This is a genomic window from Pseudomonas sp. FSL W5-0299, assembly GCF_005930655.1.
GTDB classification, from domain to species: domain Bacteria; phylum Pseudomonadota; class Gammaproteobacteria; order Pseudomonadales; family Pseudomonadaceae; genus Aquipseudomonas; species Aquipseudomonas mandelii.
The window spans coordinates 121482-148274 of record NZ_RXHX01000011.1; the positions used below are offsets into that span (position 1 = coordinate 121482).

The 26793-nt window shown below is 60.0% G+C and carries 23 protein-coding genes and 1 pseudogene; 16 read left to right on the forward strand and 8 right to left on the reverse strand.

Translation table 11 applies throughout. The features are described 5' to 3' along the window. Positions 1-3 precede the first annotated feature (3 nt). Positions 4-2040 (forward strand): sensor histidine kinase, encoded by a 2037-nt coding sequence (locus FHL16_RS16270; RefSeq protein ID WP_042933026.1) that lies wholly within the window; start codon positions 4-6, stop codon positions 2038-2040. A 3-nt stretch (positions 2041-2043) separates the two neighbouring features. Then, positions 2044-2625: a cob(I)yrinic acid a,c-diamide adenosyltransferase gene (locus FHL16_RS16275; RefSeq protein WP_010457512.1), complete on the forward strand. Its 582-nt coding sequence runs from the start codon at positions 2044-2046 to the stop codon at positions 2623-2625. 114 nt (positions 2626-2739) lie between these two features. On the opposite strand, the gene FHL16_RS16280 is transcribed toward FHL16_RS16275, so the two are convergent. The 4 genes from FHL16_RS16280 to secA form a co-directional block, all read right to left on the reverse strand. Next, positions 2740-3690: a Nudix family hydrolase gene (locus FHL16_RS16280; RefSeq protein WP_077748711.1), complete on the reverse strand. Its 951-nt coding sequence runs from the start codon at positions 3688-3690 to the stop codon at positions 2740-2742. Next, positions 3687-4319 (reverse strand): glutathione S-transferase family protein, encoded by a 633-nt coding sequence (locus FHL16_RS16285; RefSeq protein ID WP_010457515.1) that lies wholly within the window; start codon positions 4317-4319, stop codon positions 3687-3689. The genes FHL16_RS16280 and FHL16_RS16285 overlap by 4 nt, the downstream gene beginning before the upstream one ends. A gap of 97 nt (positions 4320-4416) precedes the next feature. Continuing rightward, complete coding sequence (gene argJ / locus FHL16_RS16290) at positions 4417-5634, reverse strand: bifunctional glutamate N-acetyltransferase/amino-acid acetyltransferase ArgJ (protein ID WP_010457517.1); 1218 nt, start codon at positions 5632-5634, stop codon at positions 4417-4419. Positions 5635-5755: 121 nt separating this feature from the next. Continuing rightward, complete coding sequence (secA, locus tag FHL16_RS16295) at positions 5756-8491, reverse strand: preprotein translocase subunit SecA (RefSeq protein ID WP_010457520.1); 2736 nt, start codon at positions 8489-8491, stop codon at positions 5756-5758. Positions 8492-8798: 307 nt separating this feature from the next. On the opposite strand from secA, the gene FHL16_RS16300 reads away from it, so the two are divergent. Then, positions 8799-9254, forward strand: coding sequence for a DUF721 domain-containing protein (locus FHL16_RS16300; protein WP_008147416.1), 456 nt, complete (start codon positions 8799-8801; stop codon positions 9252-9254). A 68-nt stretch (positions 9255-9322) separates the two neighbouring features. On the opposite strand, the gene FHL16_RS16305 is transcribed toward FHL16_RS16300, so the two are convergent. Continuing rightward, on the reverse strand, positions 9323-10810 hold the full coding sequence (locus FHL16_RS16305) for a helicase HerA-like domain-containing protein (RefSeq protein WP_010457524.1): 1488 nt from the start codon (positions 10808-10810) through the stop codon (positions 9323-9325). A gap of 188 nt (positions 10811-10998) precedes the next feature. On the opposite strand from FHL16_RS16305, the pseudogene FHL16_RS35025 reads away from it, so the two are divergent. From FHL16_RS35025 to FHL16_RS16325, 5 genes and pseudogenes are all read left to right on the forward strand, one after another. Next, positions 10999-12030: pseudogene (locus FHL16_RS35025) on the forward strand (HAMP domain-containing protein); the annotation flags it as partial. Between the two features lie 93 nt (positions 12031-12123). Beyond that, the gene (locus tag FHL16_RS35030) at positions 12124-12888 is read left to right on the forward strand and encodes a methyl-accepting chemotaxis protein (protein WP_427701491.1); all 765 of its coding nucleotides are present in this window, start codon (positions 12124-12126) and stop codon (positions 12886-12888) included. Between the two features lie 194 nt (positions 12889-13082). Further along, positions 13083-14204, forward strand: coding sequence for a glycosyltransferase family 4 protein (locus FHL16_RS16315; RefSeq protein ID WP_077748712.1), 1122 nt, complete (start codon positions 13083-13085; stop codon positions 14202-14204). Beyond that, on the forward strand, positions 14197-14973 hold the full coding sequence (locus FHL16_RS16320; protein WP_042932629.1) for a DUF2334 domain-containing protein: 777 nt from the start codon (positions 14197-14199) through the stop codon (positions 14971-14973). Before FHL16_RS16315 ends, FHL16_RS16320 begins: the two co-directional genes overlap by 8 nt. Then, positions 14970-15965: a lysylphosphatidylglycerol synthase transmembrane domain-containing protein gene (locus FHL16_RS16325; RefSeq protein WP_077748713.1), complete on the forward strand. Its 996-nt coding sequence runs from the start codon at positions 14970-14972 to the stop codon at positions 15963-15965. Before FHL16_RS16320 ends, FHL16_RS16325 begins: the two co-directional genes overlap by 4 nt. Here the strand turns inward: FHL16_RS16325 and FHL16_RS34045 are convergent. Further along, the gene (locus FHL16_RS34045) at positions 15952-16128 is read right to left on the reverse strand and encodes a hypothetical protein (RefSeq protein WP_010457533.1); all 177 of its coding nucleotides are present in this window, start codon (positions 16126-16128) and stop codon (positions 15952-15954) included. The genes FHL16_RS16325 and FHL16_RS34045 overlap by 14 nt on opposite strands. Positions 16129-16214: 86 nt before the next feature. Beyond that, on the reverse strand, positions 16215-17063 hold the full coding sequence (gene purU / locus FHL16_RS16330; protein ID WP_010457535.1) for a formyltetrahydrofolate deformylase: 849 nt from the start codon (positions 17061-17063) through the stop codon (positions 16215-16217). Positions 17064-17403: 340 nt separating this feature from the next. Here purU and mvaT point away from each other — a divergent pair, with 340 nt between their 5' ends. After that, a complete protein-coding gene (gene mvaT / locus FHL16_RS16335) occupies positions 17404-17781 on the forward strand; it encodes a histone-like nucleoid-structuring protein MvaT (protein WP_007933316.1) in 378 nt (125 codons plus the stop codon). A gap of 99 nt (positions 17782-17880) precedes the next feature. On the opposite strand, the gene sbcB is transcribed toward mvaT, so the two are convergent. Then, a complete protein-coding gene (sbcB, locus tag FHL16_RS16340; RefSeq protein ID WP_077748714.1) occupies positions 17881-19311 on the reverse strand; it encodes an exodeoxyribonuclease I in 1431 nt (476 codons plus the stop codon). A 182-nt stretch (positions 19312-19493) separates the two neighbouring features. Between sbcB and FHL16_RS16345 the strand changes: the two genes are divergently transcribed. The 7 genes from FHL16_RS16345 (at position 19494) to FHL16_RS16375 (ending at position 26535) form a co-directional block, all read left to right on the forward strand. After that, on the forward strand, positions 19494-20219 hold the full coding sequence (locus tag FHL16_RS16345) for an RDD family protein (protein ID WP_077748715.1): 726 nt from the start codon (positions 19494-19496) through the stop codon (positions 20217-20219). Continuing rightward, positions 20216-21193 carry a stage II sporulation protein M gene (locus tag FHL16_RS16350; protein ID WP_077748716.1) on the forward strand — a complete coding sequence of 326 codons (978 nt, stop codon included), beginning with the start codon at positions 20216-20218 and terminating at the stop codon, positions 21191-21193. Before FHL16_RS16345 ends, FHL16_RS16350 begins: the two co-directional genes overlap by 4 nt. Then, entirely contained in the window at positions 21180-22724 is a 1545-nt protein-coding gene (locus FHL16_RS16355; protein ID WP_077748717.1) for a DUF4129 domain-containing protein, read from the forward strand. The genes FHL16_RS16350 and FHL16_RS16355 overlap by 14 nt, the downstream gene beginning before the upstream one ends. Next, entirely contained in the window at positions 22721-23884 is a 1164-nt protein-coding gene (locus FHL16_RS16360; protein WP_077748718.1) for a DUF4350 domain-containing protein, read from the forward strand. Before FHL16_RS16355 ends, FHL16_RS16360 begins: the two co-directional genes overlap by 4 nt. Next, positions 23881-24882 (forward strand): AAA family ATPase, encoded by a 1002-nt coding sequence (locus tag FHL16_RS16365; RefSeq protein WP_010457549.1) that lies wholly within the window; start codon positions 23881-23883, stop codon positions 24880-24882. Before FHL16_RS16360 ends, FHL16_RS16365 begins: the two co-directional genes overlap by 4 nt. Continuing rightward, positions 24879-26210 carry a DUF58 domain-containing protein gene (locus tag FHL16_RS16370; RefSeq protein ID WP_077748719.1) on the forward strand — a complete coding sequence of 444 codons (1332 nt, stop codon included), beginning with the start codon at positions 24879-24881 and terminating at the stop codon, positions 26208-26210. The genes FHL16_RS16365 and FHL16_RS16370 overlap by 4 nt, the downstream gene beginning before the upstream one ends. Before the next feature lie 106 nt (positions 26211-26316). Continuing rightward, the gene (locus FHL16_RS16375; RefSeq protein WP_010457552.1) at positions 26317-26535 is read left to right on the forward strand and encodes a hypothetical protein; all 219 of its coding nucleotides are present in this window, start codon (positions 26317-26319) and stop codon (positions 26533-26535) included. The last annotated feature ends 258 nt before the right edge of the window (positions 26536-26793 follow it).

Genomic DNA, 26793 nt, shown 5'->3' on the forward strand with positions numbered 1-26793 from the left:
CTGATGCCATTGCGCCAGCGTCTCGAAAACCTTCCGGTCGGCCAGAAACTGCTGGCCGCCCTGCTCGTGCTGTTGATCACCATCCTGCTGGTCGCCAACCTGACCTTTATCAGCGCCGCGTATTACATCTCCCAGGAAAGCATGGCGCCCCAGGCCTTGCAGACCATCGGCCGACTGGTGTCCAACCCGAGCCTGGTGGCCGACGCCTTGAAGTCGCCGCAAAGCGCGGAACGCCTGCTCAACGAACTCAACAGCTATTCACCGCTGCGGGCGGCGGCCTTGTATGACGGCAAGGGTGAGCGATTGGCACAATTGCAACATGGCGAGAAGCTGCAACTGCCAGAACGCTATCGGCATATCGAAGCCTGGCAGGCCACCGAGTTTCGCAGCAATCAGATCATCACCCTGCCCCGCCCTGGCACCGCGCCGGGCCACCTGTTGTTGGTGGCCAGCAGTGAACTGCCAATGGCGTTCTACACCGGGACCCTGACCGCCAGTCTCGGCATTCTGATCTTCAGTGTACTGTTGTGGCTGGTGATCGCCCGGCAGATCAAGCGCCTGATTACCCGGCCGATCCATCAGCTCGAAGAGCTGTCTCGGCAAGTGACCCGCGAAGAAAACTACGCACTGCGCGCCTCCCGTGGCAACCACGACGAAATCGGCAGCCTCGCCGAGGCCTTCAACACCATGCTCTCGCGGATCGAAGCCCGGGAACAGCAGCTCAAACGGGCCCGGGACGATTCCCAGGCGGCTTACGATCAGGCGCAAGGCCTGGCCGAAGAAACCCGCCACACCAATCGCAAGCTGGAACTCGAAGTCCAGGTGCGCAGCAAGATCGAGAAGAAACTTACCGGTTTCCAGAACTACCTCAACAGCATCATCGACTCCATGCCGTCGGCCCTGATCGCCCTTGATGAGCAGCTCTACGTGACCCAGTGGAATCAGGAAGCCAGTGCGCTGTCCGGCACGCGTCTGGACGAAGCCTTGAACCAGCCGATCTTCCTCGCCTTCGAACCCTTGAAGCCATTTCTGCCGCAGCTCAAGCAAACCGTCGAGCAGCACACCGTGGCGAAGATCGAGCGCGTGACCTGGTTCAAGGACGATGAACCCAAGCATTACGCCCTGACCTTCTACCCGCTGATGGGCGGCGCCGGGCGCGGCGTGGTGATCCGGATCGATGACATCACCCAGCGTCTGTCGCTGGAAGAGATGATGGTGCAGTCAGAAAAAATGCTCTCGGTCGGTGGCCTCGCCGCGGGCATGGCCCACGAGATCAACAATCCGTTGGGCGCGATCCTGCACAACGTACAGAACATTCGGCGGCGCCTGTCACCTGACTTGCCGAAGAACCTCGAACAGGCTGAGCTAGCCGGCATTTCCCTGGACACGGTCAACAAATACCTGCAATTGCGCGAAGTACCGCAGTTGCTTGATGGCATTCAACAGGCTGGCGCCCGGGCGGCGAAGATTGTCACGCACATGCTCAGCTTCAGTCGCCGCAGCACCCGGCAAATGGCCCCGTGCGACCTGCCGGCGCTGATCGATCAGGCGGTGGAAATCGCCGGTAACGACTTCGACCTGGCCATCGGTTTCGACTTCAAGGGCCAGGCGATCATCCGTCAGTTCGACCCGGCGCTGGGCCCGGTGCCCGGCACGGCCAACGAACTGGAACAAGTGCTGCTCAATTTGTTGAAAAACGCCGCCCAGGCCATTCACCAACGTGAAGACGACAGTGAACCCGGGCGAATCATTCTGCGCACCCGGCTGAATCCGCCGTGGGCCGAAATCCAGGTCGAGGACAACGGCATCGGCATGAGCGAGAACGTGCGCAAACGCACCTTCGAGCCGTTCTTCACCACCAAGGAAATCGGTCAGGGCACAGGCCTTGGCTTGTCGGTCTCGTATTTCATCATCACCAATAACCACAAGGGGCAGATGGAGGTGCAATCGACGCCGGGCCAAGGCACCTGTTTCACTTTGCGTCTGCCGCTGGCGGGCTCCCCCGTCATCTCTCAAGAACTCAATCAGCTATCGAGGTAACCCATGGGCTTTCGCTTGTCGAAGATTTACACCCGCACCGGCGACAAAGGCGAAACCGGGCTCGGCGATGGTCGCCGCGTGCCCAAGGACCATCCGCGTATCGAGGCGATTGGCGAAGTCGATACGCTGAACAGCCAAGTGGGCGTGCTGCTGGCCGGATTGGCCGCAGAAAGTGCTGCGAATCCGGGTTTGAACGAGGTGATTGAGGTTTTGGCGCCTTGCCAGCATCGGTTGTTCGACCTCGGCGGCGAGTTGGCGATGCCGGAGTATCAGGCGTTGAATGCAGCGGAAATCGAACGGCTGGAAACGGCGATCGATCTGTGGAATGAGGAGTTGGGGCCGCTGGAGAATTTCATTCTGCCGGGAGGTTCAGCGCTGATTGCCCAGGCCCATGTGTGCAGAAGCCTGGCGCGCAGCGCGGAGCGGCGGTGTCAGCAGTTGAATGCGATTGAACCGTTGGCCGGGGTTGGCTTGGCGTATATCAATCGGCTGTCGGATGTGTTGTTTGTGGTGGCGAGGGTGATAGCCAAGCGGCAGGGGGTTGCCGAGATTTTGTGGCAGGCGGCCGCCAAGCCTCAGGAGTAATTGGCGTATTCGAGGACGCTATCGCGAGCAGGCTCGCTCCCACAGTTGACCGAGTTCCTCCAGAAGGAATGCGATCAAAGGTGGGAGCGAGCCTGCTCGCGATGAGGCCGGTGGCTACATCACAGAATCAGGCCAGAACGCCCGAATCCCCGCCACTCCCTGCGCCCCCGCCTCCCAAGCCTTTTGCTGTTCCGCCGGGCCAACACCACCGAGCAAGAACACCGGTTTGCTGAAACCGTCGATCAACGCCGCCACCTGCTGCCAGCCCAACGGCAGCGCATCCGGATGAGTCTGGGTCGGCTGCACCGGTGACAAGGTCACAAAATCCACGCCCATCTGCTCGGCCAGCGCCAGCTCTTCAGCGTTGTGGCAAGACGCCGCCAACCAGCGCGACGCCGGTAACGGTCGACCCGCCGCTGCATATTTGCGCAACTGCGCTGACGTGATGTGCCAGCCGGCGGACGGGAAGTCGCCCAGCCACTCGAACGGCCCCTTGATCATCAACTGCGCCTTGCCCGCACACAGCCCCGCCGCATCCACCGCCAGATCGCGGTATTTCGGATCGTAGCCGTTGGGTGCCCGCAGCTGGATCAGCTTGATGCCGCCAGCGATGGCTTTCTGGATTCCACGCAGCAAGGCCGGGGTTTCCAGGTCTTCAGGCGTAATCAAATACTGCGCAGGCAAACGTGCAGCCGCCACGATCGGCTGGTTGGCTGCCGGGAACTCATAGCTCAGCAGATCACGCTGGCCCACCCATTCCAAAGGCTGGCCTTCGGCGCCATGGGGCTCGCCGGTAAAGGACGAAACTTCCCAAACGTCCAGCAACACTTGCTTGTCCGGGTAATCGTGGCGGACTTTGATCAACGGTCGCGCGGCGCTGACCACAATGCCCAACTCTTCCTGGAGTTCGCGAGCCAATGCGCTTTCGACGGATTCGTCATCCTCGACCTTGCCCCCGGGGAATTCCCACAAGCCGCCCTGGTGCTGGGTGTCGGCACGGCGTGCGATAAGGATCTTGCCGCTGCTGTCGCGGATAACGGCGGCGGCTACGTGTACTCGTTTCACTGCCCAATCTCCTCCAGGCCAGCCTTCTGCCAGGCCTTGAACGACGGCCATTGATAGACGGTTTCAACGTAGGCTTCGTCCACCGCCGGCAATTTCACCTGATAGGTGCGCAGGCGCACGGCAATCGGGGCGAAGAAGGCATCGGCGAGGGTCGCGCCGCCGAACAGGAACGGACCGGTTTCAGTGGCGACCGCACGGCATTCAGCCCACAACGCCAGCATGCGCTCGATGTCTGCCTGAACCTCAGGAGGCGTCGGCGATAGCGGTGCGTCGCGGCTCAGGTCGAACGGCATGTTGCCGCGCATGGCAAAGAACCCGGCGTGCATCTGCGCACAGGCCGAACGGGCCTGGGCACGGGCGGCGGTGTCTTTGGGCCAGAGGCCAGCGTCGGGGAATTGCTCGGCCAGGTATTCGGCAATCGCCAGAGAATCGGCGATGGTGCCGTGCACGGATTTCAGCAGCGGGACTTTGCCGGTCGGCGAATGCTTGAGCAGGCGTTCGCGGGTGTCCGGCTGGCCCAGCTTGATCAGTTCTTCGGTGTACGGGGCGCCAGTGAGGTCAAGGGCCAGTGCGCCGCGCAGGGACCAGGAGGAAAGCAGTTTGTCGCCGATGATCAGGTGGAGGCTCATGTTCGGGACCTTTTGAGAAGGGAAGCGGGCCAGCATTTGCAGTGTCTGGTCGGCCGTCTTCGCGGGCGATCCGACGTGCCCGCGAAAGCGATCTATCTTATGTGCGGTATTCGGCGTTGATCTTCACGTATTCGTGGGACAGGTCGGTGGTCCAGATGGTTTCGCTGCAATCGCCGCGACCCAGTTCGATACGGATGGTGATTTCTTCCTGCTGCATCACCGCCGCGCCCTGGGCTTCGGTGTAGGTCGCGGCGCGGGCACCACGGCTGGCGATGCAGACTTCGCCGAGGAACACGTCGATCTTGCTGACGTCCAGGTTCGGCACGCCGGCACGGCCAACGGCAGCAAGGATGCGGCCCCAGTTCGGGTCGGACGCGAACAGCGCGGTCTTGATCAGCGGCGAGTGCGCCACGGTGTAACCGACGTCCAGGCATTCCTGATGATTGCCGCCGCCATTGACTTCAACGGTCACAAATTTGGTCGCGCCTTCGCCGTCACGCACGATGGCCTGGGCCACGTCCATGCACACTTCGAACACGGCTTGTTTCAGCTTGGCAAACAACTCGCCTTCGGCGCGGGTGATTTCCGGCAGCGCGGCCTGACCGGTGGCGATCAGCATGCAGCAGTCGTTGGTCGAGGTGTCGCCGTCGATGGTGATGCGGTTGAACGACTTGTTGGCACCGTCCAGCAGCAGATTCTGCAACACGTCGCGGGAAACTTTGGCGTCGGTGGCGATGTAGCCGAGCATGGTCGCCATGTTCGGACGGATCATGCCCGCGCCTTTGCTGATGCCGGTGACGGTGATGGTCACGCCGTCATGCTGGAACTGGCGGCTGGCACCTTTGGGCAAGGTGTCGGTGGTCATGATGCCGGTGGCGGCGGCTTCCCAGTTATTCACTGACAGGTCGTCAAGGGCGGCTTGCAGCGCACCTTCGATTTTCTCGACCGGCAGCGGCTCACCGATCACACCGGTGGAATACGGCAGCACCAGGCTGGCGTCAACGCCGGTCAATTCAGCCAGTTTCGCGCAGGTGCGCTCGGCGGCGGCGAGGCCAGGTTCGCCCGTGCCGGCGTTGGCATTGCCGGTGTTGGTCAGCAGGTAACGTACCGGGCCTTGCACTCGTTGCTTGGCCAGAATCACCGGAGCGGCGCAAAAGGCGTTCAGGGTGAACACGCCCGCGACCGTGGAGCCTTCGGCGCAGCGCATGACCACAACATCCTTGCGCCCCGGGCGCTTGATGCCGGCCGAGGCGATACCGAGTTCAAAACCGGCAACCGGGTGCAACGTTGGCAAAGGACCAAGACCAACAGCCATGAATGCGCTCCTTAATAAATGATGTCAGCACCGCTTTCAGGAAGAACGGTGGTGTAAATGGCAAAACGCCGCGACGGCTGATGCCGGTCGCGGCGCGGGTATTTCAGCGTATGAAACGGGTTTACTGGATCTGCCCGTGGCAATGCTTGAATTTCTTGCCCGAACCGCAGTAGCACAGTTCGTTACGGCCCAGCTTCTGTTCGTTGCGAACCGGTGCAGTGGCGAGGGCGACATCGACCTCTTCACCGAGCAGTTCCGGTTGCTCAAGACCTGGCGCTTCGTCGTGCAGGAACTGCATGCGCGCCGCCAATGCCTCGGCTTCCTGACGCAGGCGTTGCTCTTCTGCTTCCGGATCTTCGCGGCGAACCTGAACGTGCGACAGCACACGGATCGAGTCGCGCTTGATCGAATCCAGCAGCTCGGAGAACAGCGTGTAGGACTCGCGCTTGTACTCTTGCTTCGGGTTCTTCTGTGCATAACCACGCAAGTGGATGCCGTGACGCAGGTGATCCATGGTCGACAGGTGGTCTTTCCACAGGTCGTCGAGCACACGCAGAACGATTTGCTTCTCGAAGGTGCGCAGTGCGTCGGCACCGGCCTGATCTTCTTTCTCGTTGTAGGCAGCGATGAGCTCCTGCATCAGCTTCTCGCGCAGGGTTTCTTCGTACAGGTGATCGTCTTCGTCGAGCCATTTCTGGATCGGCAGCGCCACACCGAAGTCGCTCTGCAACGCAGCTTCCAGACCGGCCACGTCCCACTGCTCTGGCAGCGATTGCGGTGGAATGTGCGCACTGATGGTCGCGTTGAGCACGTCCTGACGGAAGTCGGCGATGGTTTCACCGATGTTGTCGGCGGCCAGCAACGTGTTACGCATGTGATAGATCACTTTACGCTGTTCGTTGTTGACGTCGTCGAACTCGAGCAGTTGCTTGCGAATGTCGAAGTTACGACCTTCGACCTTGCGCTGAGCCTTCTCGATGGCGTTGGTCACCATACGGTGCTCGATCGCTTCACCGGACTGCATGCCCAAGGCTTTCATGAAGTTCTTCACCCGGTCAGAGGCGAAGATGCGCATCAGGCTGTCTTCCAGCGACAGGTAGAAACGGCTGGAACCGGCGTCACCCTGACGACCGGCACGACCACGCAGCTGGTTGTCGATACGGCGCGATTCGTGACGCTCGGAAGCAATCACCTGCAAGCCACCCGACTCCAGCACTTGCTGGTGACGTTTCTGCCAGTCGGCCTTGATCTGGGCAATCTGCTCAGGGGTCGGATTTTCCAGGGTCGCAACTTCCACTTCCCAGTTGCCGCCCAACAGAATGTCGGTACCGCGACCGGCCATGTTGGTGGCGATGGTCAGAGCACCCGGGCGACCGGCCTGGGCAATGATCTCGGCTTCTTTTTCGTGGAACTTGGCGTTCAGGACCTTGTGTTCGATGCCTTCCTTCTGCAGCAACGCAGACATGTGCTCGGACGTTTCGATGGTTGCAGTCCCCACCAGCACCGGACGGCCCAGGGTCATGCATTCCTTGATGTCGTTGATGATCGCCGCGTATTTCTCTTCGGCGGTCAGGAACACCAGGTCGTTGTAATCTTTACGCGCCAGCGGTTTGTTCGGTGGAATGACCATCACCGACAGACCGTAGATCTGGTGGAATTCGAACGCTTCGGTGTCCGCAGTACCGGTCATGCCGGACAGCTTGTTGTACAGACGGAAGTAGTTCTGGAACGTGGTCGAGGCCAGGGTCTGGCTTTCGGCCTGGATGTTCAGGTTTTCCTTGGCTTCGATGGCCTGGTGCAGGCCTTCGGACAAACGGCGACCCGGCATGGTGCGGCCGGTGTGTTCGTCGACCAGGACGACCTGGCCATCCTGCACGATGTATTCGATGTTGCGATTGAACAGCTTATGAGCGCGCAGACCGGCATAAACGTGGGTCAGCAGGCCCAGATTGTGCGCCGAATACAGGCTCTCGCCTTCAGCCAGCAGGCCGACGCGGGTCAACATGTCTTCGATGAACTGGTGACCGGCTTCGTTGAGCTCGACCTGACGGGTCTTCTCGTCAACGGTGTAATGGCCAGCCTTGGTGACTTCGCCTTCCACTTCTTCGACGTGCAACTCCAGCTGCGGGATCAGTTTGTTGATCTCGATGTACAGCTTGGAGCTGTCCTCGGCCTGACCGGAAATGATCAGCGGGGTACGGGCTTCGTCGATGAGGATGGAGTCGACTTCGTCGATCACGGCAAAATTGAGTTCGCGCTGGAATTTTTCTTCCATGCTGAACGCCATGTTGTCGCGCAGGTAGTCGAAACCGAATTCGTTGTTGGTGCCGTAGGTGATGTCGGCGGCGTAAGCAGCGCGCTTCTCTTCCGGCGGCTGGAATGGGGTGACCACACCGACCGTCATACCGAGGAATTCGTAGAGCGGACGCATCCAGTTGGCGTCACGACGGGCCAGGTAGTCGTTCACCGTCACAACGTGCACGCCCTTGCCGGACAGCGCGTTGAGGTAAACGCCCAGTGTTGCCACCAGGGTCTTGCCTTCACCGGTACGCATTTCCGCGATCTGGCCTTCATGCAAGGTCATGCCGCCAATCAGCTGGACATCGAAGTGGCGCATACCCATGACACGCTTACCGGCTTCGCGGGCGACCGCAAAGGCTTCTGGCAGCAGCTTGTCGAGGGTTTCCCCTTTGGCGATGCGGGCCTTGAACTCGTCTGTCTTGGCACGCAATTGATCGTCCGAAAGGGCCACCATTTGCTCTTCGAAGGCATTGACGAGTTGCACCGTCTTGAGCATGCGTTTGACTTCACGCTCGTTCTTGCTTCCAAAAAGTTTCTTTAACAAAGGCGCAAACATATCGGCAGGATCTTCCACACTAAAGGGATGGAGGGCGGCCCCGTGAGTCGCCCGTGCAGCCCTCATGGCCGCATGCGAACGAGCATTCTACCCGGAAACGATGGTGAGGAAAGTGGCGTTGTTCCACGATGCATGCACTGCGCTGTGACGGGGCTCACTTAAAATAAGGGCTTTTTGCACAACTTCAAGCCATTCGCGGCAGAAGTTACTTGTTGATTTAATGGGTAAAGCGCTCGCAAAGCAATGGGTCGGGCGCATGTGATGCTTTCTGCTACCATGGCGGCTCTGTTACTTCAGGTGTCTGATCATGGCATTTCGCCCTCTCACGGCCAGAGCACCCGCCGTTCTGCTTCGCGAAGCCAAGCCGCTGAAAGCCATTTTTGGCCATGCTCAACGCCTGGGTCATCTGCAACGTCTGCTCGAAAGCCAGTTGCAGCCTGCTGCGCGCGAGCATTGCCATGTGGCCTCGTGGCGCGAAGGCAGTTTACTGCTGATCGTCACTGACGGTCATTGGGCCACCCGCCTGCGTTACCAGCAAAAACGCCTGCAACGCCAGTTACAGATGTTCGACGAGTTCGCCAGCCTGACGCGGATTCTGTTCAAAGTGCAGCCCCCCACCGTTCAGCAAGGGGCGGCGGGGCATACCATCAGTTTGTCGACGGATGCCGGCGCAACCATTCAGGCCACGGCCGATGGCATCAGCGATCCGAATCTGCGAGCGGCGCTGGAACGCCTTGCGGCGCACGCCAAACCCAAAACCTGAAATTGATGTTTCACCTGTAGGATCGCCGCACCGCTCGCTCCTACAGGGTTGTGTCCAGCCAGTGGTTGTCAGCGGCGTTTACTGCCACCGAGCAGCGAGCCCATCAGTCCGCGTACCAGCTGCCGGCCCAATTGATTGGCCGCCTGGCGCATCGCCGATTTCAGCGCCTGCCCCGCCGCCGTGCCGAGGAATTCCCCGGCCTTGTCGGTGAAACTCGGCTCTTCGGCGGCCGGTTTACCCGGAACGGCCTCAGGCTCCGGCGCCAACCCTTTACGACCCATCAATATTTCATACGCCGATTCCCGATCAACCGGCTTGTCATACCGCCCCTTGAACGGCGACCCGGCGATCAGCATCGTGCGCTCGGTTTCGGTCAACGGCCCGATCCGCGATTGCGGCGGGGCGACCAAGACACGCTGGACCATCTCCGGCGTGCCCTTGTCCTGCAAGGTGCCGACCAGCGCCTCGCCGATCCCCAGTTCGGTCAACACCGACAGGGCATCAAACGCCGGGTTCGGCCGGAAGCCCTCCGCCACCGCTCGCAGGGATTTCTGCTCCTTGGCGGTGAAGGCGCGCAAACCATGCTGGATACGCAGGCCGAGCTGAGCCAGCACGTCATCCGGCAAGTCGCCCGGTGATTGCGTGACGAAATACACGCCCACGCCTTTGGAACGAATCAGCCGCACCACCTGCTCCAGGCGATCCTGCAAAGCCTTGGGCGTGTCGGCGAACAATAAATGCGCTTCGTCGAAAAACAGTGCCAGCAGCGGTTTGTCCGAATCGCCACGCTCCGGCAGTTGCTCGAACAACTCGGCCAGCAACCACAGCAGGAATGTCGCATACACCTTCGGCGCTTCGTGGACCAGACGACTGGCATCCAGCAAATGAATGCGCCCACGGCCGTCAGCCGTCGGTTGCAGAATGTCTTCGAGTTGCAGCGCCGGTTCACCGAACAGCGCTTCGGCACCTTGTTGCTCCAGGGTCGCCAGACGCCGCAACAGCGCCTGACTGGAACCGGTGGTCATCAACGCCGCGTCGTCCCCCAGCAACTCAGGGTTGTCACGCAGGTGATTGAGCAGCGCCTTCAGATCCTTGAGGTCCAGCAGCAACAACCCTTCGCGGTCCGCGACCTTGAACGCGGCATACAGCGCCGACTGCTGGCTGTCGGTCAACTCCAGCAGGCTGCCGATCAGCAACGGCCCCATTTCGCTCAAGGTGGTGCGCAATGGATGACCGGACTCACCGTGAATGTCCCACAGGGTGACCGGGTAAGCCGCAGGCTTGTGGTTGAGCCACGGCATCCCGGCGATCCGCTCGGCGATTTTGCCTTGAGGGTTGCCGGCGGCACCCAGGCCACACAGGTCGCCCTTGATGTCTGCCGCGAACACCGCCACGCCCGCGTCGCTGAAGGCTTCGGCCAGTCGCTGCAACGTGACGGTTTTACCGGTCCCGGTAGCGCCCGCAACCAGGCCGTGACGGTTCGCCAGGCGCATGGCCTGGGAGATAGGCTGGCCGGCAAGGTCAGCGCCGATAACGAGTTGCGATGAGTCAGGCATTTTGTCACCCATGGTTAATCTTTGATCCTGCACGGCCGATACAAATAGTTGTGAGACCAATCCGAAAATAGCGTCGGTAATTCCCTAAGGAGAGGATGGAAATATCAGCTTTTTTTCAACATTGCCCATTTTGCGTGCCTTTATAAAAGCACGCTCAGGACATTAAGACCTTAGCGGAACCCCAAGCCATGAACAAAAACCTGCGTTTCAGCCATAAAATCTTGCTTGCCGCCGCCCTCATCGTCATTGCCGCCTTCGCCTCGTTCACACTGTACAACGACTACCTGCAGCGCAACGCCATTCGCGAAGACCTGGACAATTACCTCAACGAGATGGGAGACGTCACCGCCAGCAACATCCAGACCTGGCTGACTGGCCGTATCCTGCTGATCGACAACCTCGCTCAAAACATAGCCGTCAATCCTGAACAGGCCAACGTCGCGAGTCTGCTTGAGCAGAAAGCCCTGACGTCGACTTTCATGGCGTCCTACCTGGGCGACTCCACCGGCAGCTTCACGATTCGTCCCGACGCCAAAATGCCTGCCGGTTTCGATCCGCGGGTACGTCCTTGGTACAAAGGCGCCGAAAGCAGCAGCACGGCCACCGTGACCGAACCTTACATCGATGCGGCCACCGGCCAGACCATCATCTCCATCGCCACCGCCTCGAAAAAGGCCGGGCAAAGCGTGGGTGTGGTGGGCGGCGACTTGAGCCTGCAAACCCTGATCGACACCCTCAGCGCCCGTGATTTCGACGGCATGGGTTACGCCTTCCTGGTCAGCGCCGACGGCAAGATCCTGGTGCACCCGGACAAAGCCCTGGTGATGAAGTCCCTGAGCGAGGCGTACCCGAACAATACCCCGCGCATCAGCAGCGACTTCAGTGAAGTCGAAGTGGACGGCAAGACTCGCATCGTCACCTTCACGGCGATTAAAGGCCTGCCATCGGTCCACTGGTACATCGGCCTGTCGGTCGATAAAGACAAAGCCTTCTCGATGCTCAGCGAATTCCGCGCCTCGGCGGTCGTCGCGACGATCATTGCCGTGGCGATCATCATCGCGTTGCTGGGCATGTTGATCCGCATCCTGATCCAACCGCTGCACGTCATGACCCGCGCCATGGAAGACATCGCCGACGGTGAAGGCGACCTGACCAAACGTCTGACCATCGTCAATAACGACGAATTCGGCGTTCTAGGCACAGCGTTCAACCGTTTTGTCGAACGTATTCACGGTTCGATCCGTGAAGTGTCCTCGGCCACCGGCCAGGTCAACGAAGTCGCGCTACGTGTGGTCGCCGCGTCGAATTCGTCGATGTTCAACTCCGACCAGCAAGCCTCGCGCACCAGCAGCGTGGCCGCCGCGATCAACCAGCTCGGCGCCGCCGCTCAGGAAATCGCCCGCAACGCTGCCCAGGCGTCCAGCCAGGCCAGCGATGCCCGCAGCCTCGCCGAAGATGGCCAGCAAGTGGTGGATCGCAGCATCAAAGCGATGAATCAACTGTCGAGCATGCTCAGCGCTTCGAGCACCAACATCGAATCGCTGAACAGCAAAACCGTGAACATCGGGCAGATTCTCGAAGTGATCACCAGCATCTCCCAGCAAACCAACCTGCTGGCGCTCAACGCAGCCATCGAAGCGGCCCGCGCCGGTGAAGCCGGGCGTGGTTTTGCCGTGGTGGCTGACGAAGTACGCAACCTGGCGCACCGCACACAGGAATCGGCGCAACAGGTGCAGACCATGATCGAAGAGCTGCAAGTCGGCGCCCGTGAATCCGTCAGCACCATGAGCGACAGCCAGCGCCACAGCCAGGACAGCGTGGAAATCGCCAACCTGGCGGGCGAGCGCTTGAACAGCGTGACGTTGCGTATTGGTGAGATTGACGGGATGAACCAGTCGGTGGCGACCGCGACCGAGGAACAGACGGCGGTGGTGGAGTCGATCAACGTCGACATTACCGAGATCAACACGCTGAATCAGGAAGGCGTGGAGAACCTGCAATCGACGTTGCGGGCGTGTTCGGACCTGGAGCAGCAGGCGGCGCGTCTTAAGCAGTTGGTGGGCAGTTTCCGTATTTGATGCGGCATTGAGGTCCTCTTCGCGGGCAAGCCTCGCTCCTACACGGATTAGCGTTAATTTGTAGGAGCGAGGCTTGCCCGCGAAGGCGGTCTGAAATACACCGCAAGAACCTCGCTGATCTGCGCGCCACAAAACCCCGACCGAACATCTATCCTTCATAAAGGTCAACCAAGGGAGAACAACGGACCGGAGGGATGCTCACTGTGCATATCGCGGACATCACCATGTTCTACGCCCCGGCCAGCGGTGGCGTGCGCACGTATCTGGATGCCAAGCACCGTCGCCTGAGCATCAAGCCAGGCATTCGCCACAGTTTGCTGATTCCAGGGGCACACCTGAGTGAGCATGACGGCGTCTACTCAGTTCCAGCCCCGGCCCTACCTTTCGGCAAGGGTTATCGTTTTCCTCTCCGCTTGGCGCCATGGCGAAATGTCCTGCATGATTTGCAGCCTGACCTGATCGAAGTCGGCGACCCTTACCTCACCGCATGGGCAGCTCTGGATGCGCGCCGGCAACTGGATGTGCCGGTGATCGGCTTTTATCACTCGGACCTGCCACTGCTGGTCAGCAATCGAATGGGCAATTGGGTGACCCCGAATGTCGAGGCCTATGTCCGCAAGCTGTATGGCAACTTCGACCGGGTGCTGGCACCGAGTCAGGTCATGGCCGACAAGTTGATCGGTCTTGGCGTGAAGAATGTGTTTGTCCAGCCGTTGGGGGTCGACCTGCAAACGTTCAATCCCCAAGCAAGGGACAGCGGCTTGCGGGCCGAGTTAGGCATTGATGAAAACACCCATCTGCTGATTTTTGCCGGCCGCGGCGCCAAGGAAAAAAACCTGCCGGTCTTGCTCGGTTGCATGAAACGTCTGGGGCCTCGTTATCATTTGTTGCTAGTCGGTTCTTCCATGCCCGCTGTGGTGCCGGACAACGTGACTGTCGTCGATGAGTTCTGCCCGGCCACGCAAGTCGCGCGCTTGATGGCCAGCGCTGACGCGTTGCTGCATGCCGGCGATCAGGAAACCTTCGGCCTGGTGATCCTCGAAGCCATGGCCAGCGGTATTCCGGTGGTGGCGGTAGCCGCCGGGGCCTTTCAGGAAATCGTCACCGATCAATGCGGCGTGCTCTGCGCGCCGAACAATCCCCTGGCGATGGCCAATGCCGTCCGCGAGCTGTTCAGCCACGACAGCGCCGCCCTGGGCAAGCGCGCCCGCAGCCATGTCGAACAGCATTACGCCTGGGACACCGTGGTCGACAGCCTGCTGGGGCACTATCACGCAGTGCTCGGCAGCCAATGGCCGCTGACCGCCAATGGTTGAGCCCATGAACCTGCCCAGCCTGGTACTCGTGCTGCATGACGTTGCGCCGCAGACCTGGGCTGATTACCAGCCTTTTGTCGAGGCTGTCGATGCCCTGGGCGAGGTGCCGATGACCTGGCTGGTGGTGCCGAACTTCCACAAGCACAACGACCTGGACGAGCATCCGGGATTTCGCCGATGGCTGACCAGCCGAGTCGCCCGAGGTGACGAACTGGCATTGCACGGCTACTTTCATTGCGACGAAAGCCCTCCTCCCAGCAATCCCAGAGACTGGTTCATGCGCCGGATCTATACCCACGAAGGCGAGTTTTACAGCTTGTCGCAAGCCGCCGCCCTCGCCCGTCTGCGTGCCGGAATCGAAGTGTTCCATCGTTATCATTGGCCACTGGAAGGCTTTGTCGCCCCGGCATGGTTGATGAGCGAAGGCACTCGGCAGGCGTTACGCCAGTTACCGCTGGGCTACACCAGCGATTCACAGCATCTCTATCGGCTGCCGGACTTCAAGGCCATCGATGCGCCGGGACTGGTCTGGAGTGCGCGCAGTGCCTGGCGCCGGGGGCTGTCGAAAATCATCAGCGACCAACGTGAACAGCGCTGGCGGCACGCGCCGGTGATTCGCCTTGGACTGCACCCGGTGGACATGCGTCATGGATTTTCGCGCAACTATTGGCTGCAAACACTCAAGCGCTTGCTCGATGAGGGGCGAGTGCCAATGACCAAGGCCCAGTGGCTCTCTTTTCACAGTGATCGTCTCGGTCGCGCCGCATGAGCCGGGGCATTCTGCTGTTTATCGCCCTGCTCGCCGCGGTGCTGATTCCATTGCTGCTGGGCGGCAACGAGACGTGGTCGCGGCTGCAAAATTTCCCCTTGAATGAATTGCTGATCATGTTCGGCATGATCTTGCTGTGCTGGGTGGTGAACACCCTGCGCTTGCGCCTGTTGCTGGGCGATCAGTGCAACAAGGTCGGCCGGGTGAAGAGTCTTGGCGTAGTGATGGCCGCCGAGTTCGCCTACTGCGCCACCCCAGGCGGCAGCGGCGGCCCGCTGACCATCATGGCCCTACTGGCGCGCAATGGCGTGCGCCCGGCACGGGGCAGCGCGGTGTTCGCCATGGACCAACTCAGCGATCTGCTGTTTTTCCTCTGCGCGCTGAGCGGGATTCTGATCTATGCGTTGTTCCAGCACCTCAGCGAACGCCTGGAATGGCTGCTGATCGTCAGCGCCGTCTCCATGTTTGGCGGGTTGCTCAGTTGCGTGGTGGTGGCGCGCTACCATCGACTGCTGATTCGCCTGAGCGGGCGACTGCTCGTTCGCCTCAACGTCAAAGGCACCACGCGCCTGCGCTGGGCACGCAAGCTCCTTCATTTCCTGGCAGCGTTCACTGACACGCTGAAGTTGCCCGTTATGACGTTGATCAAGGTGTTTGCCCTGACCTGCGTGCATTGGCTCCTGCGGTATAGCGTGCTGTATCTGGCGTTGCGCGGGCTCGGGGCAGATTTGCAGTGGGCCTGGTGCTTTCTGATCCAGATGCTTTCACTGAGTGCAGGGCAATTCAGCCTGCTGCCGGGCGGTGCGGGGGCGGCGGAGTTGACTTCAGCGGCGCTGTTGGCGCCCATGGTGGGGAAATCCACCGCCGCGGCGGCGATTCTGATCTGGCGGACGGTGACGTATTACTTCTACCTGGTAGTGGGCGGCCCGGTGTTTCTGCTGATGCTGGGGCGGCCGCTGCTGAAGAAACTGATGAAGTTCAAGCAGGCTTAGGCTTGTCTTCGGGTTGCTGCTGCAACTGCTCCCACAACTCGGCGGCACCGGGAAACTCTGTGCCGTCTTCAGGGCTCATCTCATCCGGGTCGTAGCGACTCAAACAGCCCTCCCCCAACGTGGCGGGGGCCTTGGAAGTGGCTTTGTCGAGTGGATCGGCCATGGTCATGTCCTCAGTGCAGAAACGGCGAAGGGCCTGAAGCGATTGAACGCCCAGGCCCTTCGAACTTCAACCGTGATGTGCGGCGATCAGAACACTACGGTCTTGTTGCCATGCACCAGCACCCGGTCTTCCAGGTGATAACGCAGACCACGGGCCAGCACCATTTTCTCGACGTCACGGCCGAAACGCACCATGTCTTCAATGCTGTCGCTGTGGCTGACGCGCACCACGTCCTGCTCGATGATCGGACCGGCATCCAGCTCTTCGGTCACGTAGTGACACGTCGCACCGATCAACTTCACGCCACGCATCGAGGCCTGGTGATACGGCTTGGCGCCGACGAACGACGGCAGGAAGCTGTGGTGAATGTTGATGACCTTGTGCGCATATTCCCTGCACAACGCGGGCGGCAGGATTTGCATGTAACGGGCAAGTACCACCACTTCGGCATCGTGCTGTTTGACCAGGCGCGAGACTTCGGCGAAGGCCGGCTCTTTGTCCTGTGGATTGACCGGCACGTGGTAATAAGGAATGCCGTGCCACTCGACCATGCTGCGCAAGTCGTCGTGGTTGGAAATCACACAGGAAATTTCGCAATCCAGTTCATCACTGTGCCAGCGGTGCAGCAAGTCGGCCAGACAGTGGGACTCACGGCTGGCCATCAACACAACGCGCTTTTTCTGCGCGGTGTCGGTAATGCGCCAGTTCATCGAGAACTCTTCGGCAATGGGTGCAAACGCTTCGCGAAAGGCCTCAATACCGAAAGGCAGCGAGTCGGCACGTATTTCGTGACGCATGAAGAACCAGCCATTCTGATTGTCCGAGTGATGGCTCGCTTCAGTGATCCAGCCGTTATGTGACGCCAGAAAGTTACTGACTTTAGCAACGATGCCGACGCGGTCCGGGCAAGCAATCACCAGCCGAAAAGTGCGCATGAGGGGGAAACTCCAGAACTTCGCAAAGGCCGCCATTCTAGCGATTGCGCAGCAAAACTGCAGTATCGATGACACATTGACCTGCACGCGGGTCAGTGGAACAGATTCCGGCAACCCCTCACCACCCGCGCGATGGTGTTCTTGTAGTCAATCTTCAAGCGCTCAATTGTGAATATCTGTGATGACTGCATCACACTTTTAACTCTGCGTTGAATTGACGCCCTATTCATCGCAACTAATTTAAATAAAAAGCCGGTTAAATGTTTACTTGATGAAACACCCTGACTATTATTGCGGCACTGTCACCCTGCCATCCAGCGCCCAACATAAGGTAGTCCTCATGTCCTTGATCAACGAATATCGCGCCACCGAAGAAGCTATCAAAGAGCTGCAAGCTCGTTTGAAGAACCTGTCCCAAGACGACAAACTGCAAACCGAGCTGGAATTCGAAGGCAAACTGCGCACCCTGATGGGCGAATACTCCAAGTCCCTGCGTGACATCATCGCGTTGCTGGACCCAGAGTCCAAGACCAAAGCACCACGTGGCGGCGCAGTAAAAACTACTGGCACCAAGCGTGCTCGCAAAGTTAAACAATACAAAAACCCGCACAACGGCGAAGTCATCGAAACCAAAGGTGGCAACCACAAGACTCTGAAAGAGTGGAAAGCCAAGTGGGGCGGTGACGTGGTTGAAGGCTGGGCTACCCTGCTGGGCTAAGCCCAATAGGTTGTCAAAGACTTATCCGTGACAAAAAATAACGCCAGCTGATGCTGGCGTTTTTTTATGCCCGGAATACAGCCCGGGCATTTTTCGTTTTCAAAGATTCAAACGTTTGCGTAATTCCTGGACATAATTCTGCCATTCACTCAGTACCTCTCGCTGAAACGTTGTAGCAGTAACGCTCAATTGGGCTGCGGCTTCTACGAAACTTTCAAGCGTATTGGGCGCCCCCCACTCCGGGGTCGACAAACGTTGCTGACAGAATGTTTGCCAGCGCTCTTGCTCCTCGGAATTCAACGTATCGGGGAAGTTGCGTGCGCGATAACGAAACAATAATTCAGGTAAACGTTCGTCATCGAAAGGCCATTGCTGTTGTGATAATTGGGCGGGGTCGGCGGCCCTGACTTGCTCACATAGACGACGATCCCGATCACCGATAAAACCATCGTATAACTGTTGTTCGGGGTCCCGGCTCGGAGTGAAATCTTCGCTGGCATAAATAGCCAACACTTTATCTCGCCAAACTTGTTGTGCGTCACTTAGCCGCAGTACGCGATCCTGATAAAGCGCCATGTCCAGCCCCAGGCGTTGCTGATCGTCAGGACGAAGTACCGACAGCGGCGCCACCACCGGGCACTTATTGATATGAATGAGCTTGAGCGGCACCGGCAATTCGCCGTCGGCCAGGTCATCACGGCGGGTATACAGGCGCTGACGCAAGGTTTCTGCGTCCAGATCAAGCAACCCCTGGGGATCCAGATGCAGGTCACAGACAATCAGGGCGTTCTTGTTGCGTGGATGCCAGGCCAGTGGCAACACCACACCGACATAACTGCGAGCCGCCGAGAATCGTCCGGAAATGTGCACCATCGGCTGTAACAGCCGAATCTGATCCATCACCTTTTGTTTGCCGCGCAACTGGAACAACCAGTCATACAACTTCGGCTGCTTCTCGCGAATAAGCCGAGCCAGGCCGATGGTGGCGCGAACGTCCGACAGCGCCTCGTGGGCATTGCCGTGGTCAATGCCATTGGCGGCGGTCAGCCGTTCGAGTTTAAGCGTCACCCGCCCTTCATCATCGGTTGGCCAGACAAGGCCATCGGGGCGCAAGGCGTAGGCCGCACGTACCACATCAATCAGGTCCCAGCGGCTGTTGCCGCCCTGCCACTCGCGCGCATAAGGGTCGAAAAAGTTTCGGTACAGGCTGTAACGGGTCATCTCGTCATCGAAGCGCAACGTGTTGTAACCCGCGCCGCAGGTCCCCGGTGCCGCCAGTTGAGCGTGCACCCGGGTCATGAAGTCGGCTTCGCTCAAACCGTGTTCGGCCAGCTGGCTGGGCGTAATACCGGTGATCGCGCAGGCTGCTGGATGCGGCAGGATGTCGTCGCTGGGCTGACAGAAGAGGTTGACCGGCTCGTCTATTTCATTGAGATCGAAGTCGGTGCGAATCCCCGCCACCTGGAGCGGGCGGTCGCATCGGGGATTGATGCCGGTGGTTTCGTAGTCGTACCAGAAGATCGAGGTCACGGGCTGTTCCTGAACTGAAGATCGGCAAAGTCTAGGCGTTCACATCCCGCCCCGGCCAGTAACTTGTCATTCAATCACTTATGGTTTCGCAACGTGCAATACATAGTTATGTCGTTTTCCCCCGAGAGGCTGCTAGCATCGGACGGACATCGAATCCCGAACAGGCCACATCAAGGTTGCCCATGCTCGAGACCACAGCACTGCCAAGGAAAGCGACGCTGCCCCCACCACTGGACACGCGGTATCAAGTCGAAACGCCCGAAGGCATCGACTTGCCACTGCGCCCGGCCGGGTTGATGGTTCGTGCGCTGGCGTTCTCCATCGACCTCGGGTTGCGCGGGCTGATACTCGGCGTGCTGTTTATCGTGTTGGCGTTTCTGGGAAAACTCGGTGCCGGGCTGGGCTCGATCCTGCTGTTCGGGGTCAGCTGGTGGTACATGGTGCTGTTCGAGGTCCTCAATCAGGGCCGTTCGCCGGGCAAACAATGGATGGGGTTGCGCGTGGTACATGACGACGGCACCCCGATCGGATGGTCCGCCTCGCTGTTGCGTAACCTGCTGCGATTCGTCGACCTGTTGCCGTTTGGCTACTTCCTCGGCGCCATCAGTTGCCTGCAACACCCCTCCTTCAAACGCCTCGGTGACCTGGCCGCCGGCACGCTGGTGATCTACCGCGAACAGCCATTGACCCGACCGCAACTGCCCGACGTCCAGCCTCGGCGTCCGGCCTTTGCCCTGACACTACCCGAGCAACGTGCCGTCCTCGGGTTTGCCGAGCGCCAAGGCGAACTTTCCGAGGCGCGCAGCCATGAACTCGCGTCCATCCTTGCCCAACCCTTGCAGGTTCCCGCGCCACGCGCCGTGACGGAACTTAACGCCATCGCTCGTGGTTTGTTGGGGCCCGCATGAAGCAAAGCCTTTTCGAAAATCGCCACAAGGCCGAATGGGCGAGGTTTTCCCTGGTGCTTGAACAACTGGAGCGCGGCAAGGACGCTTCCGGTATCGCCACTTTCCCGAAAGACTATCGACGGCTCTGCCAACAACTGGCACTGGCTCAGGAACGGGGCTACAGCAGTTTCCTGATCGACTCGTTGCAGCAACAAGTGCTGCGCGGGCATCAACAGCTTTACCGGCATCGCAGTCGACTGGGCACCAACATACTGAGCTTTATCCTTGCCGGCTTCCCGCGGCTGGTGCGCGAACAATGGCGCTTTGTGCTCGCCGCCAGCCTGATGTTTTTTGGCAGTCTGATCGGCTTCGCGCTGCTGGTGTATCTGTTCCCGGACCTGGTCTACAGCCTGATCCCGGCCGAGCAGGTCAGTGAGATGCAAAGCATGTACGACCCAGTCGCCGGCCACTTGGGCCGCTCGGCGGAACGCGCCGCCAGCGAAGACTGGGTGATGTTCGGTTACTACATCATGCACAACATCGGCATCGCCTTTCAGACCTTCGCCAGCGGGTTGCTGTTTGGTCTGGGCAGCGCATTTTTCCTGCTGTTCAATGGCTTGATGATCGGCGCGGTGGCGGGACACTTGACGCACATCGGTTTCGGGCAAACCTTCTGGTCCTTCGTGATTGGTCACGGCGCGTTCGAACTGAGCGCCATCGCCCTGGCCGGTGCCGCCGGCCTGCAACTGGGCTGGGCGTTGATCGCGCCGGGACGCCTGCCCCGCGCCGAAGCGTTGCGACTGGCAGCGCGCAAAAGCGTGTTGCTGATCTGCGGCGTCATGCTGTTTCTGCTGATTGCCGCGTTTATCGAAGCCTACTGGTCGTCGATGACCGCGCCGGCCCCCATGACCAAATACCTGGTCGGCGCGGCGCTCTGGTTGTTGGTGGCGACTTACTTGCTGTTTGCCGGACGGACCCGCCATGCGCCTGAGTGATGCCACGGTCGTCATCCGCCCGCGCAACTCCTGGGAAGCCATGGACCTGGGCGTGCTGCTGAGCCAGCGCCATCGACGGTTGCTGATGACCAGTTGGGCCATCATCACCTTGCCGATCTTCGCGCTGCTCAGCTTTTTCCTGTGGGATTCACCCTCCCTCGCCGTGTTTATCTTTTGGTGGTTGAAACCGGCATTCGAGCGCTTGCCGCTGTATATCCTGTCCAAAACCATGTTCGGCGAAACGCCCACCTTGAAACAGGCGCTGCGCCAATGGCCGAACCTGCTCAAGCCACAACTGTTGGCCAGCCTGACCTGGCGACGCCTGAGCCTGAGCCGCAGCTTTCTGATGCCGGTGGTGCAACTCGAAGGCCTGGCGGGCGATGAACGACAGCAGCGCTTGCGGGTGTTGCTGCAGCGCAACGCCGGTGCAGCGCAGTGGTTGACGATCATTGGCGTGCACCTGGAAAGTGCGCTGTGGATTGGCCTGATGGTGCTGTTCTATATGTTCCTGCCACAGCAGGTTGAACTCGACTGGAGCTGGCAGACCTTGATCGACGTGGCCAGCCAGGACTGGCGCTGGCTGGAACACCTGACGAATTTCTTTTACGTGCTGGTGCTGATTGTCTGGGAACCGATCTACGTGGCCTGCGGTTTCAGCCTTTATCTGAATCGACGCACGGTGCTGGAAGCCTGGGACATCGAACTGGTGTTCCGCCGATTGCGCCAACGCCTCAACACCACGGCGGTCACTCTGCTGCTGGCAGCGATAATACTGGTGCCGACCACGCAAAACGTCTGGGCCGCCGAGCCGGTCATTACCCCGGACAGCCCACGTCTGCTGGACCAACCACTGACCAGCCAGGCCTCTAGGGACACCATCCAAACAATCCTCGATCAGCCGCCGTTCACGAACAAGGAAACGGTGACCCGCTATCGATTTGGCGAAGACAAACCCGACACCAAAACCCCGGACGACGGGAAAACACCCGAATGGCTGAAGGCTTTGGCCAGTCTGCTCGACAGCCAGCGTTTCGGCTTTATTGCCAACCTGATTGAAGTTCTGCTCTGGGCCGCCGTAATGAGCGCCATCGGCGTGTTGATCTGGCGTTACCGCGACTGGTTGCAGGCATTCGTCAGTCGTCGGCCGGTGTTGAACCGACGAGCCGCGCGTCCGTTACCGCAGCAAGCATTCGGCCTGGACCTGAGCCGCGAAACCCTGCCCGCCGACATTGCCGCCAGCGCTGAAAGTCTCTGGCAAACCAACCCGCGCGCAGCCCTCGGGTTGCTCTATCGCGCCCTGCTCAGCCATTTGTTGCACGACCACAACATGGCACTGAAACCCGCCGACACCGAAGGCGAGGTGCTGCAACGCGTCGAACAACTGCACCAACCGGCCTTGCTCGCTTTCAGCAAAACCTTGACCGGGCACTGGCAAAACATGGCCTACGGGCATCGATTGCCACCCGCGCATTTGCAACAGGAACTGTGTGACAGCTGGCGAACCTTGTTCGGCCCGGGAGCCGTCCGTTGAACCGGCGCTGGTGGCTTTCGGTCGGCGTGTTCATCACCGTACTGGTGGGCGCGTTGAGTGTTTATCTGTACCTGAAAGCCACGCCGTATCAGGCCGAAATCGATCACGGCCCCACGCCCGAAGCCCAGGCCAATCCCTATCTGGCCGCCGAGCATTTCCTGCGCAAACAGGGTCTGACCGTCGGCCATGCCAACAGTCTCGACGTGCTGCCCAGCCTCGATCCGCATCAGCACAGCCTGTTGTTGCTCGGTGATCGCTACAACATGACCCCACGCCAGATTGATCAAGTGATGAACTGGACCCGGGCCGGCGGGCGCCTGTTGTTTGTCGCCCAGTCGCTGTGGGATGAAAAGACCGGCCAGAGCAATGACCTGCTGCTCGATCGCGTGCAGGTGCATCAGTCGCTGAGCAAAGACCTCAAGGAGCCTCCACCGGACATCCTTGACGACCCGTTCCCCAAACTGACCAAGCTGTACCTGGAAGACGAGAACGCGCCGGCCTACGCCAGTTTCGATACGGCGTTCCACCTCGAAGACCCGAATAACCTCGCGCAAGCCTGGGCCAACAGCGGCAAGGCCACGCACATGATGCAGTTGAAACACGGGCTCGGCTCGATCATCGTCGTCACCGACGCCGACCTGTGGAAAACTCCGGACATTGCCCAATACGACAATGCCTGGCTGCTCTGGTACCTGACCGCCGACACGCGCGTGACCCTGCTGTTCAATACCGACCACGACAGTCTGCTGACCTTGCTGCTGCGCAACTTCCCTCAGGCGTTGGTCGCCCTCATCGCCCTGATCGGTCTTGCGCTCTGGCATGTCGGGGTACGCCAGGGTCCGCTGCTGGCACCGGCGTCTAAAGGTCGCCGGCAACTTCAGGAACACCTGCGCGCCAGCGCCGATTTCATGCTGCGCCGCAGCGGTCAGCACAGCCTGTTGCAAGCCTTGCAGCAAGACATCCTGCGCCGTGTCCGCCACCGACACCCCGGCTTTGAACAACTCGGCGTCGCCGAACAATGGCTGGTGCTCGCGCGCCTGACCGGCCAGCCCACACGCGCCATCAGCCAGGCGATGAGCCCGCGACCGAAACAGCGGCTGTCCAGCGCTGAGTTCAGTCGACAGGTCGCACACCTGCAAACCTTGAGGAACACGCTATGAGTCAACAGATCGAGCCCGGCAGCGCGACCCACGCCGCCCAGCAACGCCAGCGCGCCAGTCAGTTGGCCCAGGCCGTGCGCAATGAGTTGCAAAAAGCCGTGATCGGACAGAACAGCGTGATTGACGACGTGCTCACTGCACTGATCGCCGGCGGCCACGTGTTGCTCGAAGGTGTGCCGGGGTTGGGCAAAACACTGCTGGTACGTGCCCTCGCCCGCTGCTTCGGCGGCGAATTTGCGCGCATTCAGTTCACCCCGGACCTGATGCCCAGCGACGTCACCGGGCACGCGGTCTACGACCTGAACACCGAGCAGTTCAAACTGCGCAAGGGTCCGATATTCACTAACTTGCTGCTGGCTGACGAGATCAACCGTGCGCCGGCGAAAACCCAGGCCGCGTTACTTGAGGCCATGCAGGAACGCCAGGTCACTCTGGAAGGCCGCGCCTTGGCCATCGTGCAACCGTTCATGGTGCTTGCCACGCAAAACCCGATCGAACAGGAAGGCACGTATCCACTGCCCGAAGCTGAACTCGACCGCTTCATGCTCAAGGTGCGCATGGATTACCCCGACGCCGATCAAGAGCTGAACATGGTCCGCCAGGTCAGCCGCTCGACCCGCGCCGACATGCTCGACGTGCAACCGCTGCGCACCGTGCTGCAAGCCAAGGACGTGATGGCCTTGCAGCGCATCGCCAGCGACCTGCCGCTGGACGATCAGGTCCTCGATTACGCCGTGCGCCTGGCCCGCACTACTCGCACCTGGCCAGGCCTGACCCTCGGCGCCGGGCCTCGCGCGTCCATTGCCCTGGTGCGTTGCGCCCGCGCCCGCGCGCTGCTGCGTGGCGGCGACTTCGTGATCCCGGATGACATCAAGGGTTGCGCCTTGTCGGTGCTGCGCCATCGCGTCCGGATCGCCCCCGAGTTCGACATCGAAGGGCTGGATGTCGATCAGGTGCTCAAGCAGTTGCTCGATCAAGTGCCGGCGCCGCGTCTGTGAAACCGTCGCGCCTGTTGCTGATCTGGCTCGCCATCTTGCTCGCCATCGGCATCGTGCTGGGCATGTTGCGGGCACTGGACATCGACATGCCCTCAACCCTGTTGTCGATCAACTGGGGATTGTTGCTGGCGCTGCTGGCCCTGGCCGTTCTCGACGCCGTTCGCCTCAAGCGTTTGCCCTCGCCACGCCTCCAACGCCAGATGCCCGGCAGCCTTGCACTCGGCCGTTGGAGCGAAGTGCGGCTGGAGGTCGAGCATGACTTTGATCAACCACTGAACATCCAGATCTTCGACCATGTTCCGGAAGGCCTGAGCTTCGAAAACCTCCCGCTGCTGGCAGCACTGCAACCCGGTCAACAGAGCCTTGTGGGCTATCGATTGCGTCCCCTCAAGCGCGGCCACTTCACCTTCGAACACTGCGAAATCAACCTGCCGAGTCCAATGGGCCTGTGGTCCGGCAAACGCCTGCTGAACGTGACCGACAGCACCCGCGTCTACCCCGACTTCGCCCGTCTCTATGGCGGTGAGCTGCTGGCGGTGGACAACTGGCTCAGCCAGCTCGGCGTGCGCCAGCGCCAGCGTCGCGGCCTGGGCCTGGAATTCCATCAACTGCGCGAATTCCGTGAAGGCGACAGCCTGCGCCAGATCGACTGGAAAGCCACCGCCCGCCAACGTACACCGATCGCCCGCGAGTACCAGGACGAGCGCGACCAGCAAATCATCTTCATGCTCGATTGCGGCCGCCGGATGCGCAGCCAGGACGGCGAACTCGCCCATTTCGATCACGCACTCAATGCCTGCCTGTTGCTCAGCTACATCGCCCTGCGCCAGGGTGATGCCGTGGGCCTGAGCACGTTCGCCAGTGATCGCGCGCACTACCTCGCCCCGGTCAAAGGCACGGGGCAGCTCAATGTGTTGCTCAACACCGTCTATGACCTCGACAGCACCCAACGCCCCGCCGACTACCAGGCTGCCGCCACCCAGCTACTGGCCCGCCAGAAACGCCGGGCGCTCGTGGTGCTGGTCACCAACCTGCGTGACGAAGACGACGACGAACTGCTCACCGCCGTCAAACGCCTGAGCAAACTGCATCGGGTGCTGGTGGCGAGTCTGCGCGAAGACGTGCTCGACGATTTGCGGCACGCGCCAGTGCAAACCTTGCCGGAGGCGCTGGCCTATTGCGGGACGGTGGATTACCTGAATGACCGGGCGCAACTCCATGAGCAGTTGAGTGCTCATGGAGTGCCGGTGGTGGATGCCCGGCCCTCAGAGTTGGGGGCCGGGTTGGTGACGCGGTATTTGGGGTGGAAGAAAGAAGGTGCTATGTAATAGCGATAAAAAAGGTGGCGATGTCCGGTCTCAGCAATGCAGCAAAGCTGAAGTTAATAATTTCAATGACAATCCGAAATACCAAATAGCTAGCAAGGAATAAATCATGGACGATAAATATCTATTCGCGTCAGTGCTAATCAAGATCAACCAGAACCAACTAGCGTTGGGTGCGGCTATGGATGAGCTCACTATCTGGGCTGAGAAGCAAGGTGCGAGCGATGTCGCTGGCCACATAAGAGATGCACTAGAAACGCTGGATCAAAATCAAGAGTTTATCTCGTTGGCTCTTCTCTCTGTGTCAACTGACTTCAAAGGAGAATAGGTATCCCCGCTTTATAGTCCCTTTACCCGAAGCGAAGAGTGACGGAGTGGAGAGACTCGCTTTGCTGTGGCCAATGGTCATGACCATTGGCCAAGCCTGCATTCACCCTGGTCCTACACGTATATACAAGAAGCCGTACAACGGCTACATAATCAGTTGCTTCTGCCTACAACCTGCGGTGCCCCCGACTGACTTCGGGCGAGAGTCACCCCGATTAAGGTTCTCCTATCGCTACTTATCAGCGATCCAATAAGGAGT